General features: G+C 62.5%; 15 protein-coding genes. 8 read left to right on the top strand and 7 right to left on the bottom strand.

Annotated features, from left to right (window positions below):
- Positions 1-11 precede the first annotated feature (11 nt).
- From ACZ9GA_RS16345 to ACZ9GA_RS16330, 4 genes are all read left to right on the top strand, one after another.
- Positions 12-851, top strand: coding sequence for an ABC transporter ATP-binding protein (locus ACZ9GA_RS16345; RefSeq protein ID WP_457361696.1), 840 nt, complete (start codon positions 12-14; stop codon positions 849-851).
- 10 nt (positions 852-861) lie between these two features.
- Complete coding sequence (locus tag ACZ9GA_RS16340) at positions 862-1,635, top strand: ABC transporter ATP-binding protein (protein ID WP_457361697.1); 774 nt, start codon at positions 862-864, stop codon at positions 1,633-1,635.
- Between the two features lie 30 nt (positions 1,636-1,665).
- Positions 1,666-3,450 (top strand): glycoside hydrolase family 28 protein, encoded by a 1,785-nt coding sequence (locus tag ACZ9GA_RS16335; protein ID WP_457361698.1) that lies wholly within the window; start codon positions 1,666-1,668, stop codon positions 3,448-3,450.
- Positions 3,451-4,126: 676 nt separating this feature from the next.
- Positions 4,127-4,522: a VOC family protein gene (locus ACZ9GA_RS16330; protein ID WP_457361699.1), complete on the top strand. Its 396-nt coding sequence runs from the start codon at positions 4,127-4,129 to the stop codon at positions 4,520-4,522.
- A 154-nt stretch (positions 4,523-4,676) separates the two neighbouring features.
- Here ACZ9GA_RS16330 and ACZ9GA_RS16325 read toward each other — a convergent pair whose 3' ends face one another.
- Complete coding sequence (locus tag ACZ9GA_RS16325; RefSeq protein ID WP_457361700.1) at positions 4,677-5,273, bottom strand: hypothetical protein; 597 nt, start codon at positions 5,271-5,273, stop codon at positions 4,677-4,679.
- Between the two features lie 40 nt (positions 5,274-5,313).
- Positions 5,314-5,859, bottom strand: coding sequence for a P-loop nucleotide/nucleoside kinase family protein (locus ACZ9GA_RS16320; RefSeq protein WP_457361701.1), 546 nt, complete (start codon positions 5,857-5,859; stop codon positions 5,314-5,316).
- Positions 5,860-6,092: 233 nt separating this feature from the next.
- On the opposite strand from ACZ9GA_RS16320, the gene ACZ9GA_RS16315 reads away from it, so the two are divergent.
- The 3 genes from ACZ9GA_RS16315 (at position 6,093) to ACZ9GA_RS16305 (ending at position 8,573) form a co-directional block, all read left to right on the top strand.
- Positions 6,093-7,139 (top strand): class I SAM-dependent methyltransferase, encoded by a 1,047-nt coding sequence (locus ACZ9GA_RS16315; RefSeq protein WP_457361702.1) that lies wholly within the window; start codon positions 6,093-6,095, stop codon positions 7,137-7,139.
- A gap of 126 nt (positions 7,140-7,265) precedes the next feature.
- Positions 7,266-7,943, top strand: a complete 678-nt coding sequence (locus tag ACZ9GA_RS16310) for a type 1 glutamine amidotransferase domain-containing protein (protein ID WP_457361703.1) — start codon at positions 7,266-7,268, stop codon at positions 7,941-7,943.
- A 156-nt stretch (positions 7,944-8,099) separates the two neighbouring features.
- A complete protein-coding gene (locus tag ACZ9GA_RS16305; protein ID WP_455924860.1) occupies positions 8,100-8,573 on the top strand; it encodes a nuclear transport factor 2 family protein in 474 nt (157 codons plus the stop codon).
- 97 nt (positions 8,574-8,670) lie between these two features.
- Here the strand turns inward: ACZ9GA_RS16305 and ACZ9GA_RS16300 are convergent, their stop codons facing one another.
- The 5 genes from ACZ9GA_RS16300 to ACZ9GA_RS16280 all read right to left on the bottom strand — a co-directional run bounded on the left by ACZ9GA_RS16300 (position 8,671) and on the right by ACZ9GA_RS16280 (position 14,059).
- A complete protein-coding gene (locus ACZ9GA_RS16300) occupies positions 8,671-9,441 on the bottom strand; it encodes a WbqC family protein (RefSeq protein WP_457361704.1) in 771 nt (256 codons plus the stop codon).
- A 72-nt stretch (positions 9,442-9,513) separates the two neighbouring features.
- Complete coding sequence (locus ACZ9GA_RS16295) at positions 9,514-10,425, bottom strand: glycosyltransferase family 2 protein (RefSeq protein ID WP_457361705.1); 912 nt, start codon at positions 10,423-10,425, stop codon at positions 9,514-9,516.
- A 415-nt stretch (positions 10,426-10,840) separates the two neighbouring features.
- Positions 10,841-12,151, bottom strand: a complete 1,311-nt coding sequence (locus ACZ9GA_RS16290) for a dicarboxylate/amino acid:cation symporter (protein ID WP_457361706.1) — start codon at positions 12,149-12,151, stop codon at positions 10,841-10,843.
- Between the two features lie 53 nt (positions 12,152-12,204).
- On the bottom strand, positions 12,205-13,068 hold the full coding sequence (locus ACZ9GA_RS16285) for an amidohydrolase family protein (protein WP_457361707.1): 864 nt from the start codon (positions 13,066-13,068) through the stop codon (positions 12,205-12,207).
- Positions 13,069-13,168: 100 nt separating this feature from the next.
- On the bottom strand, positions 13,169-14,059 hold the full coding sequence (locus ACZ9GA_RS16280; RefSeq protein WP_457361708.1) for a LysR substrate-binding domain-containing protein: 891 nt from the start codon (positions 14,057-14,059) through the stop codon (positions 13,169-13,171).
- Between the two features lie 217 nt (positions 14,060-14,276).
- Between ACZ9GA_RS16280 and ACZ9GA_RS16275 the strand changes: the two genes are divergently transcribed.
- Entirely contained in the window at positions 14,277-14,954 is a 678-nt protein-coding gene (locus ACZ9GA_RS16275; protein ID WP_457363706.1) for a tRNA (adenine(22)-N(1))-methyltransferase, read from the top strand.
- Positions 14,955-14,978 lie beyond the last annotated feature (24 nt).

Below are 14,978 nucleotides of genomic sequence, written 5' to 3'. Positions count from 1 at the left end.
CGGAGGTTTTTATGAGTGCAGTCAAATTGAAGGTCGAAGGGCTGGATGTGCGCTTCGTCAATGGCCAGAAAGAAACCCACGCGGTGCGCGATGTGTCCTTCACCCTGGGCCGCGAAAAGCTGGCCATCGTCGGTGAGTCGGGCTCGGGCAAGTCGACGGTGGGCCGCAGCCTGCTCAAGCTGCATCCGCCCAGCGCGCGTATCACCGCGCGGGCCATGCAGTTCGGTGAGGTCGACTTGCTGTCGGCCAGCGAGAAGGTCATGCAGGGCATCCGTGGTCAGCGCATCTCCATGGTCATGCAAGACCCCAAGTACTCGTTGAACCCGGTGGTGAAGGTGGGCGAGCAGATCGCCGAGGCCTACCTGGCCCATCACAAGTCCAGCCGTGCGGAGGCGCGCGAGCGGGTGATGGAGATGCTCGCCAAGGTGCATATCCGCGACCCGCAGCGGGTGTACCACCTCTATCCACACGAAGTGTCAGGTGGCATGGGCCAGCGCATCATGATTGCGATGATGGTCATCACCAACCCGCAGGTGATCATCGCCGACGAGCCGACTTCGGCCCTGGATGTGTCGGTGCGCCAGCAGGTGCTCAGCGTGTTGCAGGAGTTGGTGGAACAGCAGGAAATGGGCCTGATCTTCGTCAGCCACGACCTGCACCTGGTGCGCAACTACTGTGACCGCGTGCTAGTGATGTACGCCGGACGCGTGGTGGAGTCGCTGGCCGCCAGCGAGCTGCACCATGCCCAACACCCCTATACCCGTGGTTTGCTGGCGGCACTGCCGAGCATGGACCACCGCCGCGAGCGGCTGCCGGTGCTGCAGCGCGACCCCCAATGGCTGACCTGCTGAGGAAATCACCATGAGCATGATCCAGGCACACGCCTTGAACCTGAGCTTCGGCTCAGGCCCCGCCCTTAATCAGGTGCTGCACGATGTCAGCCTCAGCGTCGCCGATGGCCAGTCCTTTGGGCTGGTGGGGGAGTCCGGGTCGGGCAAGACCACCGTGCTGCGCTGCCTCGCCGGGCAGTATCGGCACTGGACCGGGGCGCTGAGCATTGCTGGCGCGCCGTTGCAGCACAAGCTGGCCAAGGCGCACTTTCGCCATGTGCAGATGGTGTTCCAGGACCCGTACGGCTCGCTGCATCCGCGCCATACCATCGACACGGCCTTGCGTGAGCCGCTGATCATTCACGGCATCAGCGACAAGGACGACCGCATCAATCAGATCCTGCTCAAGGTCGGGCTCAACGACGGTTTTCGCTACCGCTACCCCCATCAGTTGTCCGGCGGCCAGCGTCAGCGCGTGGCCATTGCCCGGGCGCTAATCCTCGAGCCGCGGGTGCTGTTGCTCGATGAGCCGACGTCGGCGCTGGACGTGTCGGTACAGGCCGAGATCCTCAACCTGTTGGCGGATCTGCGCCAGCGCGAGAAACTCACCTACCTGATGGTCACCCACGACCTGGGCGTGGTCACACACCTGTGTGACCGGGTGGCGGTGATGCAGCAGGGCCGGATCGTCGAGCAGTTGGACAGCCAGGCGTTGAGCCAGGACCTGGCTGTTCACGACTACACCCGGATGCTGGTGCAGGCCAGCCGTGATTTCAGTCAGCACGCAGAGCGCCTCGCTGGTTGACCCTTTAGTGCGATACCCAAGGAACATGACATGCGTTTACTTCCTCCCTGCCTGCTGGCGACCCTGGCCCTGACGTGCAGCCTGTCCTCGTGGGCCCTTGAGGCGCCGGCGAAATTGCAGGTGCCAACCCTGGCGTTCGATGACCAGAGCGTCATGCTGGTGTGGCAGAAACCCGCCGCGCACACCGACGTCGTCGATTATCGGGTCTATGCCAATGGCGTCCTGCTGGGCAGCGTCAATGCCAATCACGATGAGGTCTCCCCGGCCAAGCCTTACTTCGACCGCTTCTACGCCCAGGACAGCGCGCGTTTCCATCACCGCATCGGCCTGCACAGCTACACCGCATTGGGTCTCAAGCCCGACACCCAATATCGCTTCACCGTCCGCGCCGTGGGGGCCGACGGCAAGGAATCGGCCGACAGCCCCGTGCTGGTCCAGCGCACCACCCCGGTGGCCGCGTTGTTCGACGTGAAGCGCTTCGGTGCCAAGGGGGATGGCATTGCCCTGGACACCCAGGCGATCCAGCGCGCCATCGATGCCTGCACCCCAGGCTGCAAGGTGCTGCTGCCCAAGGGCACCTACAAAAGCGGTGCGCTGTACCTCAAGAGCAACATGACTCTGGAAATCGCCGAAGGCGCCACGCTGCTGGGCTCCGAGCGTGCCGAGGACTACCCGTTGGCCGGTTATCGTCAGTACCCGTACTCGACCACGATTCGGCCTGCGTCGCTGATCAACGCGCTGCCGCGCGACCCCAGCCAGCATCAGGCGTTCGAGAACATCCGTATCGTCGGCAAGGGCACCATCGACGGCAATGGCTGGAAGCAGCGCAGCGACGGCGTGGACGAGCGGGGCCAGCCGGTGTCGTTCTACGTGGCCAGCGACAACACCCGCTATGCGCAGGACGGCATCCTCGCCAAGGCCCAGGTGGAGCAGGCCGTGGCGCGGGGCATGAACGTCAAGGACGCGTACGGGCAGATGCGTTCGTCGCTGATTACCCTGCGCGATGTGAAGAACGTCTTCTACGGTGGCTTCACGGCGGTGAACCCGGCGTATCACGGCATCATGAACCTTGAGACCGAGAACGTGGTGCTGGCCAACACCACACAGAAAACCTACGACGCCAACAATGGCGACGGCATCGAGTTTGCCAACAGCAAGGGGGCGATGGTCTTCAACAACGTCTTCGACACCGGCGACGACTGCGTCAACTTCGCCGCAGGCACCGGCGCCGACGCCGCGCACCAGCCGCCGCAGCAAGACAGCTGGATCTTCAACAACTACTTCCGCCACGGCCACGGCATGGTGGTGATCGGCAGCCACACCGGTGCCTGGATCGAGCACATTTTGGCAGAGGACAACGTGGCCGACGGCACCGATGCCGGGCTGCGCATGAAAAGCACCACGTTCATGGGCGGCGGTGGGCGTGATGTGGTGTTCCGTGATTCGGCGCTGCGCAACATCGTCAAGCAGGCGTTCATCGTCACCCTCGACTACAACGACCCCAACGCCATCCTCGATTACCAGCGCTCAGCTACGTCGGGGCAGTTCAGGGATGTGCACGTCAGTGACGTCAGTGTCGAACACACGCGGGGTAGCGCCATTGAAGTGAAAGGTAATAGCGCGGGTGGCATCTTTCACCAAGGCCTGAGTTTTGATCGTGTTCGCTTCAGTGGCGCCGCTGGGGTTTCCATCGACGGGTTGAAGGACGCACGCTTCGACCGCGTCGAATTCACCGGCCAAGGCCCCGTCAACCCCTGGCACGTCACCAACAGCCAAGGGCTGCAATTCAACCAAGTCCACCCAGCCCCCTTGTAGCGGGGACACAGCCCCCGCACTGAACTGTGGGAGATGCGTAGCCGCGGCCGCCAGGCTGCGCTGGCCCCTGTTTACACTGGAGATCTCCAGTGGGGCTTGGGGCCAGCGCAGCCTGCGGCAGCGGCTACAGATGTCGTCTGCAATGGCCCGGTCCCACAGTGGGGGATGCGCTGCGTTGGCACCGTAGCCGCTGCCGCCAGGCTGCGCTGGCCTCTGTTTACACTGGAGATCTCCAGCGGAGCTTAGGGCCAGCGCAGCCTGCGGCAGCGGCTACAGATGTCGCCTGCAATGGCCCGGTCCCACAGTGGGGGGATGTATTGCGTTGGCGTTGTAGCCGCTGCCGCCAGGCTGCGCTGGCCTCTGTTTACACCGGAGATCTCCAGCGGGGCACAGGCCCAGCGCAGCCTCCGGCAGCGGCTACAGATGTTGCCTGCAATGGCCTGTGGGACCGGGCGAAGCTCGGGAAGGGAACGACGCAGGACTATTGGTGAACCCTTCCCGAGCTACGCCCGGTCCCACAGTGGGGGGATGTATTGCGTTGGCACCGTAGCCGCTGCCGCCAGGCTGCGCTGGCCTCTGTTTACGCTGGAGATCCTCAGCGGGGCACAGGCTCAGCGCAGCCTGCGGCAGCGGCTACAACATGGGCTACATTGGCTATTTGAATCAAGGAGCCGCCATGTTCAGTCACATCACCCTCGGCACCAACGACGTGCCCCGGGCATTGTCTTTTTATGAGCAGGTATTGAAGCCGCTGGGCATCACGCTGATAGCGCATCGGTTCAACCCCGAGCGCGTTCTGTTCGGCAAGGGCACCGCCCCCTCCGACACCGTGTTCTGCCTGTACAGCCCGCTCAACGGCGAGCCCGCCACAGTGGGCAACGGCACCACGGTGGCGTTCCAGGCGACCACCCGCGAGCAGGTCGATCTGTTCTATGCCGCGGCCATGGCGCTAGGGGCGGCCGATGAGGGCGCGCCGGATATCCGAGCTCATTATTCACCCGATTATTACGGCACCTACATCAGGGACCTGGACGGCAACAAGCTTTGTTGTGTGTGCCATCGACCTGAATGAAACAGCATTGGCTAGGCTCTGTACGAAATGCATCCCAGCTCGCCCATGCTGCGTTGAAAACAGGCTCGGAATGCTCATTTACAACCCGTAAACTCCGCTTCCTCGCCTGTTTTCGCCTTGCCTGGCCTTCGCTGGAATACATTTCATACAGACCCTAGAGAATATTTCTGGGCTCATCCCCCAAGCAGATGCTCAACTGATTCCCTTCCTTATCAAAGCTGCAGTAGGGGATCGGTTTGCTCAGCCACGCACGCATCGGCACGGCCGCGTAGACGAGGACCAGCGCCAGGGCCATCAGCGATTTGGGGCCGATCGCGGCACGATTGATCGCCTTGCGAGGCACGCGGGACCGCCATGCTGCCAACGCGATCATGCCCATGCCGAGCATCACCGCGTGCGTGATGTCGTCCTGCGTCGGCACGAAAATCCGGTTGTCAGCGGCCGGGTTGTCCGATGCCGGATAGGCTATCAGCCACCCAAGGCCGATACCCGTCTGCAGCACGCCCGCCGCGCCCCAGCCCACCCAGTGGCCGGGCAGGCGAATCAGGCTGCACACCAGCAGGCCACCCAGCAGGGCCGCCCAGGCCATCAAGTACATCATCTGGTTGTAACTGCCGCCAAACAGGGTGCCGCTGACGTCGGTCGGTCTCAGCCCCCAGAACAGAATGACGGCCAGGTCGGCGAGTATCACGCACAGGGTCAGGGCGCTGAGGGCCTGGTAGTAGCGTAGAGGGGTGGCAAGGCGTGGCATGACAAGCGTCCGTGTTATCAATGAGGCCGGGCATGATGCCTCAGCGCGCAGCGTCGTCCAGCACTTTTTGCCTGCGCCGCTGTTCTGCCTGCTCATGCGCCTGCCGAACGAGCCCCACCGCTTTCTCGGGCGATAATTGCGCAGTGTCCAGGGTCAGCGGGGGCGAGTCCCACGGTTCATATTCATGCACCAGCACCGACGCCCAGGTCGGAGCAACCAAACCTGGAATGTCGCTGCTCCGGGCCTCGACGCGCTGCCGATGCACCTGCGCGTCCGAACAGATCACCTCGACGTTCAGCAGATCGACCCCGCTGCGTGCAGCAACCTGCGCCCAGGCGTGGCGGCTTTCGGCCACGGGGTTGACGCAGTCGACCACCACCGTGCGCCCGCAGTCCAGGTTGTCTGCAGCCAGCTGGTTGGCGACGAAATAGCCGCTGGGGCCTATATCGGCACTGCCGCCGGTGGCGGTGCGCAAGGCCTGCTCGATGCTGTCGATGCGCAGGTAGGTGGCGGCCAGCTGGCTAGCCAGGGCTTTGGCCACGGTGGTTTTGCCGGTGCCGGGCAGGCCGCTGAAAACGATGAGCATCCGAGCTCCTTGATCCCGTCAGGGGAGGCAGTGGGGGGGAGGGTGCCGCAACTCAATCATGACAGATGTTACCGTAGCCGCTGCCGCAGGCTGCGCTGGCCCTGCGTCTCACTGGAGATCTGCAGGGTTGACACCGGCCAGCGCAGCCTGGCGGCAGCGGCTACACCCAATCGGGTCTAGACTTAATGTCCCCACGCCATCCCGACGTTGGCCTTCTCACAGGAGGGTGCGTAATGGACGAGGCAAAACTCAACGACTTCATGGGCAAGCTGGTGTCTGACATGGGCGCCGCCGCCATGCTCGCCAATGTGATACTGGGCGACGAGCTGGGCCTGTACAAGGCCATGGCCGACAGCCGTCCGGTCACCCCACAGACACTCGCCGCCCAGACCGGCTGCCACCCGCGGCTTATCCGCGAGTGGCTCAATGCCCACGTGGCGTCCGGCTACATGGAGCATCACAACGGCCACTTCGTGCTGCCCGAGGAGCAGGCGCTGGCGCTGGCCATCGAGGATTCACCGGTGTACGTGGCCGGCGGCATGATGGTGGTGGCGTCGATGTTCCACGACAAGGACAAGCTGGTGGCCGCCATGCGCGGCGACGGCGGCCTTGCGTGGGGCGATCACCACCCCTGCATGTTCAGCGGTACCGAGCGATTTTTCCGGCCCGGCTACAAAAGCTTTCTGGTGGCCCAATGGCTGCCGGCGCTTGAAGGGGTGGTGGACAAGCTAACCGCAGGTGCCCATGTTGCCGACATCGGCTGCGGCCACGGCGCCTCAACCGTGGTGATGGCCCAAGCCTTCCCGGCGTCGCGCTTCACGGGCTTCGACTATCACGCGCCATCCATCGCCACGGCAACGCAGCGTGCCCAGGAAGGTGGCGTCGATGATCGCGCTCATTTCGCCCAGGCGACGGCCAAGGATTTTCCCGGCACTGATTACGACCTGATCTGTTATTTCGATTGCCTGCACGACATGGGCGATCCGGTGGGCGCTGCGCAGCATGCCTATCAGGCGCTCAAGCCAGACGGCACCGTATTGTTGGTAGAGCCCTTTGCCAACGACACCCTCGACGAGAACATCAACCCGGTGGGACGGCTGTTCTATGCGGCTTCCACGTTCATCTGCACACCCAATTCGCTGTCCCAGGAAGTGGGGCTGGGGTTAGGAGCGCAGGCGGGGGAAGCGCGGTTGCGCGAGGTGTTCGAGGCGGCCGGGTTCCGCAGCTTCCGGCGCGCAACGCAAACGCCGTTCAACCTGATTCTGGAGGCGCGCAGATAATGTAGCCGCTGCCGCCAGGCTGCGCTGGCCCCGCGCGCCACTGAAGATCCTGAGGGTTTACACGGGCCAGCGCAGCCTGGCGGCAGCGGCTACAGTGTTCACCACCCACATTACGAGGAAACGGCAATGAACATCCTGATGGTTCTGACCTCACACGATCAATTGGGTAACACCGGCCGCAAGACCGGCTTCTGGCTGGAAGAGTTTGCCGCGCCGTATTACGCCTTCAAGGACGCCGGCGCCCGGATCGTGCTGGCCTCGCCAGCCGGTGGGCAGCCGCCATTGGACCCCAAAAGCGACGAGCCGGACTCTCAGACTTCGCTCACCCAGCGCTTCAAGGCCGACCCGGCTGCCCAGCAGGCGCTGGCCAATACGGTAAAACTGGACAGCGTCCACGCCGCAGACTTTGACGGTGTGTTTTACCCCGGCGGCCATGGCCCGCTGTGGGATCTGGCGGAATCGCCCGTGTCCATCGCCTTGATCGAAGCGTTCGAGCGCGCCGGCAAGCCGATCTCCTTTGTGTGCCATGCCCCCGGCGTGCTGCGTCACGTCAAGGCCGCCAATGGCCAGCCGCTGGTCAAGGGCCGTCGGGTCAGCGGCTTTACCAACTCGGAAGAGGAGGGCGTTGGCCTGACCGACGTGGTGCCGTTCCTGGTCGAGGATGAGTTCAAGGCCCTGGGGGCGTTGTATGAAAAAGGGCCGGACTGGCAGTCGTTCGTCATCGAGGATGGGCTGCTGATTACCGGCCAGAACCCGGGCAGTTCCGAAGGGGTGGCCCGGGCGCTGCTCAAGCGCTTGGGTTGATCGAAACTGCGGTGTCTGCATCGCGACCAAAGTCGGCTCTTACACGGTTGGGGTAGGAGCCGGCCTTGGCCGCGATGCAGGCGACGCGATCGACGGGTTGCGCAGCTGATCACGGCTGCGCATCATTGCCCTCTCAATCGTTGCGAGGAAGCTGACATGAGTGAAGCACAACGCCCACCGCTGCCCCCCTTCACCCTGGAAACCGCCATCCAGAAAGTCCGCGGCGCCGAGGACGGTTGGAACTCGCGCGACGCGGCCAAGGTGGCCCTGGCCTATACCGAGGACACCTATTGGCGCAATCGCAGCGAATTCATCGAGGGCCGCGCCCAGGCCCAGGCGTTTCTTGAGCGCAAATGGCGCAAGGAATTGGACTACCGCCTGATCAAGGAGCTATGGGCCTTCACCGACAACCGCATCGCCGTGCGCTATGCCTATGAATGGCATGACGACTCGGGCAACTGGTTTCGCTCCTACGGCAACGAAAACTGGGAGTTCGCTGCCAACGGGCTGATGCAACGGCGCTTCGCCTGCATCAACGACCTGCCGATCGCCGAGGCAGAGCGCAAATACCACTGGCCGCTGGGCCGCCGCCCGGACGATCACCCCGGCCTCAGCGACCTGGGCCTCTAACCCCCGCCCGTAGCCGCTGCCGCCAGGCTGCGCTGGCCAGTGTGAACCCTGGAAATCTTGGGCCAGACACAGGGCCAGCGCAGCCTGGCGGCAGTGGCTACATCATTTCAGCGTCGGCTGGGGTTCGCAGGTCGGCAACCGGCGCCGGCCTGTCGGGCGTATCACCGTCCAGCAACGAATAACGCGGCAGCAGCGCACGGATCTCGTCGACCGTGTTGAACATCATCACGTCGATAATGGAAAGGTTACCCACGAACGGCGTCCGGTACTGGCGATAGCCAACCTCATCCATCTTGAAGAATTTCAACCCCAGGCCATGCCGGGCAAAATATCCATGTTCATACAGCGCCGCGCCGCCAATGGGGTTGATGTAAAGCGATGCACCCAACTCCCGGGCGGTCTGTACCACGCGGTCTTGTTTGTCGAGGGCGATGATCTTCAGGTCCGAGGCACGGTATATCGGCGTCGTGATGTGCAGGTAGGCGCAGAGCTGGCGAATCGAATGTTCGATATACACGGCCAGGTTTCGTTCCGGGCAGCGAATCAAGGACTCGATCACCGGCATGGCCTGGCGAAAGCAGGGCGCCTTGGTGTAGCTCGACGCGATCAGATTGATCAGCCGCTGCGCCTCATCGGCGAAGTTGTCGCTCAACTGGCGCTGATTGATTGCCAGCTCGAACCGATCCTTTTTCATCGGGAAGGTCAGCAGTTTGGCTTCGTTGTTGAAGAGGATATTGTTGCGGTTAACCCAGCCCGACTTGATGTATTGCAAATCGTCGCCCAGCACGAAAATATCGGTGGCGGCAATCAACTGGAAATAGCCGAGGTAGGGGAACAAGTAAGGTTGCATCATCGCAATGGTTGACATTATCGCTCCTCCGTTTTTTATGGGTTGGTCTACTTCCAGGTCATGAGCAATCGTCATGACGACCATTGGGGTTCAGGTGGCAGTGGGTATCAAGCGTTTGAACAGGTTGACGCTGACATTGCGGGCCACCAGCATCAGCGCCTGCAACTTTTGCAACGGTGAAATGGCCGCCAGCGACAAGGCAAATACCTGCACCAGAAAATACTCGTACAGCGCCTGGTTACCCAGCCGGTGGTAATAGTTGGCCAGCGCCGAGCAGGTGTGCAGGCTCATGTGCAATTTGCGTTTTTTCGAGCGCATGGAAAAAATACCGCCGGGGTGCACGCGGTATTTTGCCGGTTTGATCTGCCCCAGGAATTTGCCCTTGCCATGGGCGCCCAGCAGCGACCACCAGCACATGTCGCCCAAGGGGGCGCCCACCAATTCCGGTGGCAGTTCGTGGAAGACATTGCGGAAGCACACGGTCAGGGTCGACAACTGCCGGCCTTTTTGCAGCTCCAGCGCGCTGGCATCGCGGCGTAGTTTGCCCTGCAACTGGATGCCTCGTTCGCCATGGATGTCGAAGGCCATGGCGTCGTGGTAGGTCATGACGTAATCGGGATGGCTTTCGAGGAAATCTACCTGAATCTGCAGTTTGTGCGGATCGGTCCAATAATCATCGCCCTCGCAGTAAGCGACATAGCGCCCACGCGCCTCCTTGAACAGGCCGGGCGTACATTCCTTGCCTTGCTGGTATTGATTCACCGAGTGGTAGAACGGCCGGATAATGCCGGGATAACGTTGTGCATACCGGGCCAGGATCTGCGCAGTGCCGTCGGTAGAGGCGTCATCATTGACCAGTACTTCGAACGGGAAGGTGGTGCGCTGCGCGATAAAACCGTCCAGCGCCTGGGCCAGAAAATCTTCGTGGTTGAAGGTGGGGCAAACGATGCTTAACAGCGGGGTATTGGGGCAAATGACAGGTGCGGCAGTGGTCGAGGTCATGGTTCAGCTACTCGGCATTCTGAAAAACAATAAGTGAAGTTGCACATGAGTCGACCTATCAATTTCCAAGGCCCTTTTGAATGAAGGGCATACGTACTGCAAAGACAGAGTCCTGGGTACTCTACTGACCGAGTGCGGATCAATTAAGTATTACTGTTTGAACTTAATCAATGAGCCACAGTCGTGCGGTGCCGTACATAGGTATCGTCTATACGATTCCCACTGTCAACTGCTTTGGTCAAGGGTTTGTCAGTTTTTCGATACGCGGTTGTAGGTTGTCTGTAGGTTATTGATTTTATTGGCAGTCAAAAAAACCACATCCCCGCCAACTGCGCGGTTGACGGGGGTGTGGGTTGCCGATAGTCAATATATATAAGAGGCACTTAATCCTTTCTGCAACTTGCAGTGGACTGCGTCAGGGCTGAGGGGTCAACTGTTGTGCCAGCACTTCGCGATCCAGTTCCTTTTCCCAGGCCGATACCACCAGGGTTGCAACGGCATTGCCGATCAGGTTGGTAATGGCAAGGCCGGTGCCCATGAAGCGGTGGATACCCAGAATCAGCACCATGCCCGCCACAGGTACCAGTGGCACCACCATCAGTGTGCTGGTCAGCATGACGAAGGCGGCACCCGACACACCGCTGGCGCCCTTGGAGGTCATCATGGCGACGACGATCAAGGTCAATTGCTGTGATAGGCTCAAATCGATGTTCAGCGCCTGGGCGATAAACAGCACCGCCATGGTCAGGTAGATGTTGGTGCCGTCCAGGTTGAACGAATAGCCGGTCGGAATCACCAGGCCCACCACCGGTTTGGAACAGCCCAGGCGCTGCAGTTTTTCCATCATTTGCGGCAGTACCACTTCCGATGAACTGGTGCCCAGCACCACCAGCAATTCCTCCTTGATGTAGGCCATCAGGCGCAGAATGCTGAAACCGCACACCCGAGCGACCGCCCCCAGCACCACAATGACAAACAGGGCGCACAGCAGGTAGAAACTGGCCACCAGCTTCATCAACGGCAGCAGCGAGCCCACGCCGTAGGTGCCCACGGTGAAGGCAATTGCCCCGAACGCGCCGAGTGCCGACAGCTTGGCAATGATGTGCACGATGCGAAAAAACACCCCCGACAGTCCCTCGATCAGGTCGAACACCGGCTTGCCCTTGTCGCCCATCGAAGACAGCGCGCAGCCGAACAGCACCGACACCAGCAGGATGCACAGCACATTGCCCTCGGCGAACGCCTGCACGAAGGTGCTGGGAATGATGCCCATCAAGAACTCGACCATGTGCAGGTGCTGGGCCTTTTCCGCGTAGCCGGTCACCGCCGAGGCGTCCAGGGTGTTGACGTCGATATTGAAGCCGCCGCCGGCGTTGAGCAGGTGGCCGCCCACCAGCCCGATCAGCAGGGACAGGCTGGAGATTACCTCGAAATACAGCAGCGCCTTGCCGCCCACCCGGCCCACCTTCTTCAAGTCGCGCATGCCGGCAATGCCGGTCACCACCGTGCAGAACACCACCGGGCCGATGATCATCTTGATCAATTTGATGAACGCGTCGCCCAACGGCTTCAGGTCGGCAGCAAAAGTGGGCCACAGGTGGCCGACGATGACGCCGGCCAGGATGCCGATCAGCACCTGCACATACATGGCTTTGTAGAACGGCTGCCTGACCTGGGTGGCGGGAGGCGTCGCATCGGCGTGGCGGGAGGCTTGCAGGGGATTCATGGCTGGACTCTTCGATTGTCTTATTGTTGGAGGCAGTGCGCGCGGCTGGCGGGTCAACGCCCGTAGAGTGTGAGCGGGTTGTCCACCAGCAGTTTTTGCCGCAAGTGGGGATCGGAACAGAACGCGCACATCAAGTCCACGAGCCCGCCGTCGTTGGGCATGTCCTGGCTGATGTTGGGGTGCGGCCAGTCAGTGCCCCACAGCACCCGATCCGGCGCGGCCTGAATCAGGCGTTCGGCGAAGGGGATGGCATCCTCGAAGGGTTTGCGCCCGGCCGATACGCGCTCCGGGCCACACACCTTGACCCAGGCCAGTGGGTTTTCCATCAGGCCCAGCAGGGCCTGGAACGCTGGTTGTGCCAGTCCGTCGCCGGCTTTCACACGGCCCATGTGGTCGATCACGAAAGGCACCGGGATACGCGCCAGGCGATCGGCGTACGTGACGATGTCCTGGGCGTCCAGGTGCAGCACCACATGCCAGCCCAGGTCGGCCAGGCGGTCGATGGTCTGGTCGAACACCTCAAGGTCCGGGGCGCCGCCCAAGTGGGCGACGAAGTTGAAACGCACCCCGCGCACGCCGCCGTCATCCAGGGCCTGCAACTGCTGGTCGGACTCGCTGCCGTCGACGATCGCCACGCCGCGGTAGCGCCCCTCGCCGCGCACAATGGCATCCAGCATGGCGCGGTTGTCGCTGCCGTGGCAGCTGGCCTGGACGATGACGCCACGGCTCAGGCCCAGGTAGTCATGCAGCGTGCGTAGCTGTTCGTACGGGGCATCGGGCGGGGTGTAGCTGCGATCAGCCGCATAAGGGAATTGTGCACCAGGCCCGAAGACGTGGCAGTGGGCATCCCAGGCGCCCTGGGGCAGCGACTGGCGGGGGCGGGTGGGTTGGGCGTCGGGGGGCAGACAGCTTTTCATCGCGTATCCTTTGCAGGTGTTGTTGTGAGGTGATGGTCGCGCCGTCACCTGCGGGCAACAACAGGGCTGCCTTTCTAGCTGCTATGCGGTTTTTGCATGGTTACCCGGTTGGGATGCAGATTTCGTTGACCAATAGCAGCGCCTGCTCGGCCAGCCGCGACAGCGGGCGCTGTTCGGCGGTGGCCACGTACAGGTGGGTCTGGATGGTTGGGTCGACTATTTGGGCGGCCTTCAGGCCCTCCAGTGAATCGTCACCCTGGGTCAGGGCGGACCTGAACAGCACACCATGGCCCATGCCCAGCCGCACCAGTTCCAGCAGGGACGGGATACTGTCGATCTCCAGGCACACATCCAGGGTCAAGCCATGGCGGCTGGCCTCGGATTCGATCAGGCGGCGGATGGAGTGCGGCTCGCTGGGCGTGATCAGGGAGTAGGTGGCCAGGTCCTGCATGCGCACCTGTTCGGGCAGCGCTGCTTGCGCGCTGCCGATCAGCATCAAGGGCTCTGCGTGCACATGCTTGTAGTGCAGTTGGCCGCTTTGCCCCGGGTTGAACAGCAGGGCGAAATCCATGCGCCCCAGCAACAGCCATTCACGCATGGAGTGGCTCAGGCCTTCCTTGATGCCCAGGGTGCAACCGGGAAACCGCTCGCGGAACGCCGACACCAAGGCCACGGTATGGCGGCGCGAGATACTGGGCGGCAGGCCGATCACCACTTTGCCGGCCAGGTTGCCACGCTGCTCGCGCAGCTCTTCGCGAGCCACCTGCACCTGGCGCAGAATGCCTTGCCCGTGATTCAGCAGGCGTTGGCCTGATGCGGTCAGTTGCACGCTGCGGCCATTACGCAGCAGCAGATGCTCTTCGAGCTCGACCTCCAGTTGCCGCACCTGGCGGCTCACGGCCGATTGCGAGAGGTTGAGCACCGCTGCCGCCCGGGTAAAACTGCCGAACTCGGCGACGCGCACAAAGCATTCCAGTTGTTTGAGATCCATAGCCCGCGCCAGATCAAAAAAGCCCATGGTAGCGCATCCTCCTGCGCAGGCACGTAGCCGCTGCCGCGAGGCTGCGCTGGCCCTGTGCTTCACTGAAAATCTTCGGGGCTCACACCGGCCAGCGCAGCCTGTGGGCAGCGGCTACACGCTTGGGGTTGAGTTTGCGTCCCTTGCCCGCCAGAATCGCGCCCCGATTCGTGTCATGCAGAGCCTGCCGTTGAACCAGCACACTTTATCCCGACGCCTGGCGCATGTCGCCGCGCAGGTACCCGCCGGGGCCCGCCTGGCCGACATTGGCTCGGACCACGCCTACCTGCCTGTGGCCTTGATGCGCCGCGGCGCCATTGCCGCCGCCGTGGCAGGGGAGGTGGCATTGACGCCGTTCCGCGCCGCCGAGCGCACGGTGCGCGACAATGAGCTGCAGCCCTGGATTACCGTGCGCCTGGCTGACGGCCTGGCCGCCATCGAGCCCAGTGACGACATTACTGCCGTTAGCCTGTGCGGCATGGGCGGCGAGACCATCCGCGACATCCTCGACAGCGGCCAGGCGCACCTGGCTGGCCATGAGCGGCTGATCCTGCAGCCCAATGGCGGCGAGCAACCCTTGCGCCAGTGGCTTGTGGATCACGGCTATCAGATCCTGTTTGAAGACGTGCTGCACGAAAATCGTTTCGACTACGAAATCATCGTCGCCGAGCGCAGCGGGGCGGTCGCCTACAGCGAGCAGGAACTGTATTTCGGCCCGCTGCTGATGCAGGCCCGCAGCCCCGCATTCATTGCCAAATGGCAGCGCATGCTGCGGCTCAGGCAACGGACGCTGGCCCAGGCCATCCCCGAACAGAAGCGCCGGCAGGTCAGCCAGCAGGTTGAGTGGATCACCCAACTGCTGGGTTAGGCCGTGCGGCGGCGAATCCCGTAG

It is taken from the genome of Pseudomonas sp. TE3644 (genome assembly GCF_056278815.1).
The sequence above is the reverse complement of the archived record's forward strand: the minus strand, read 5'-3'. Positions and strand labels throughout refer to the sequence as shown.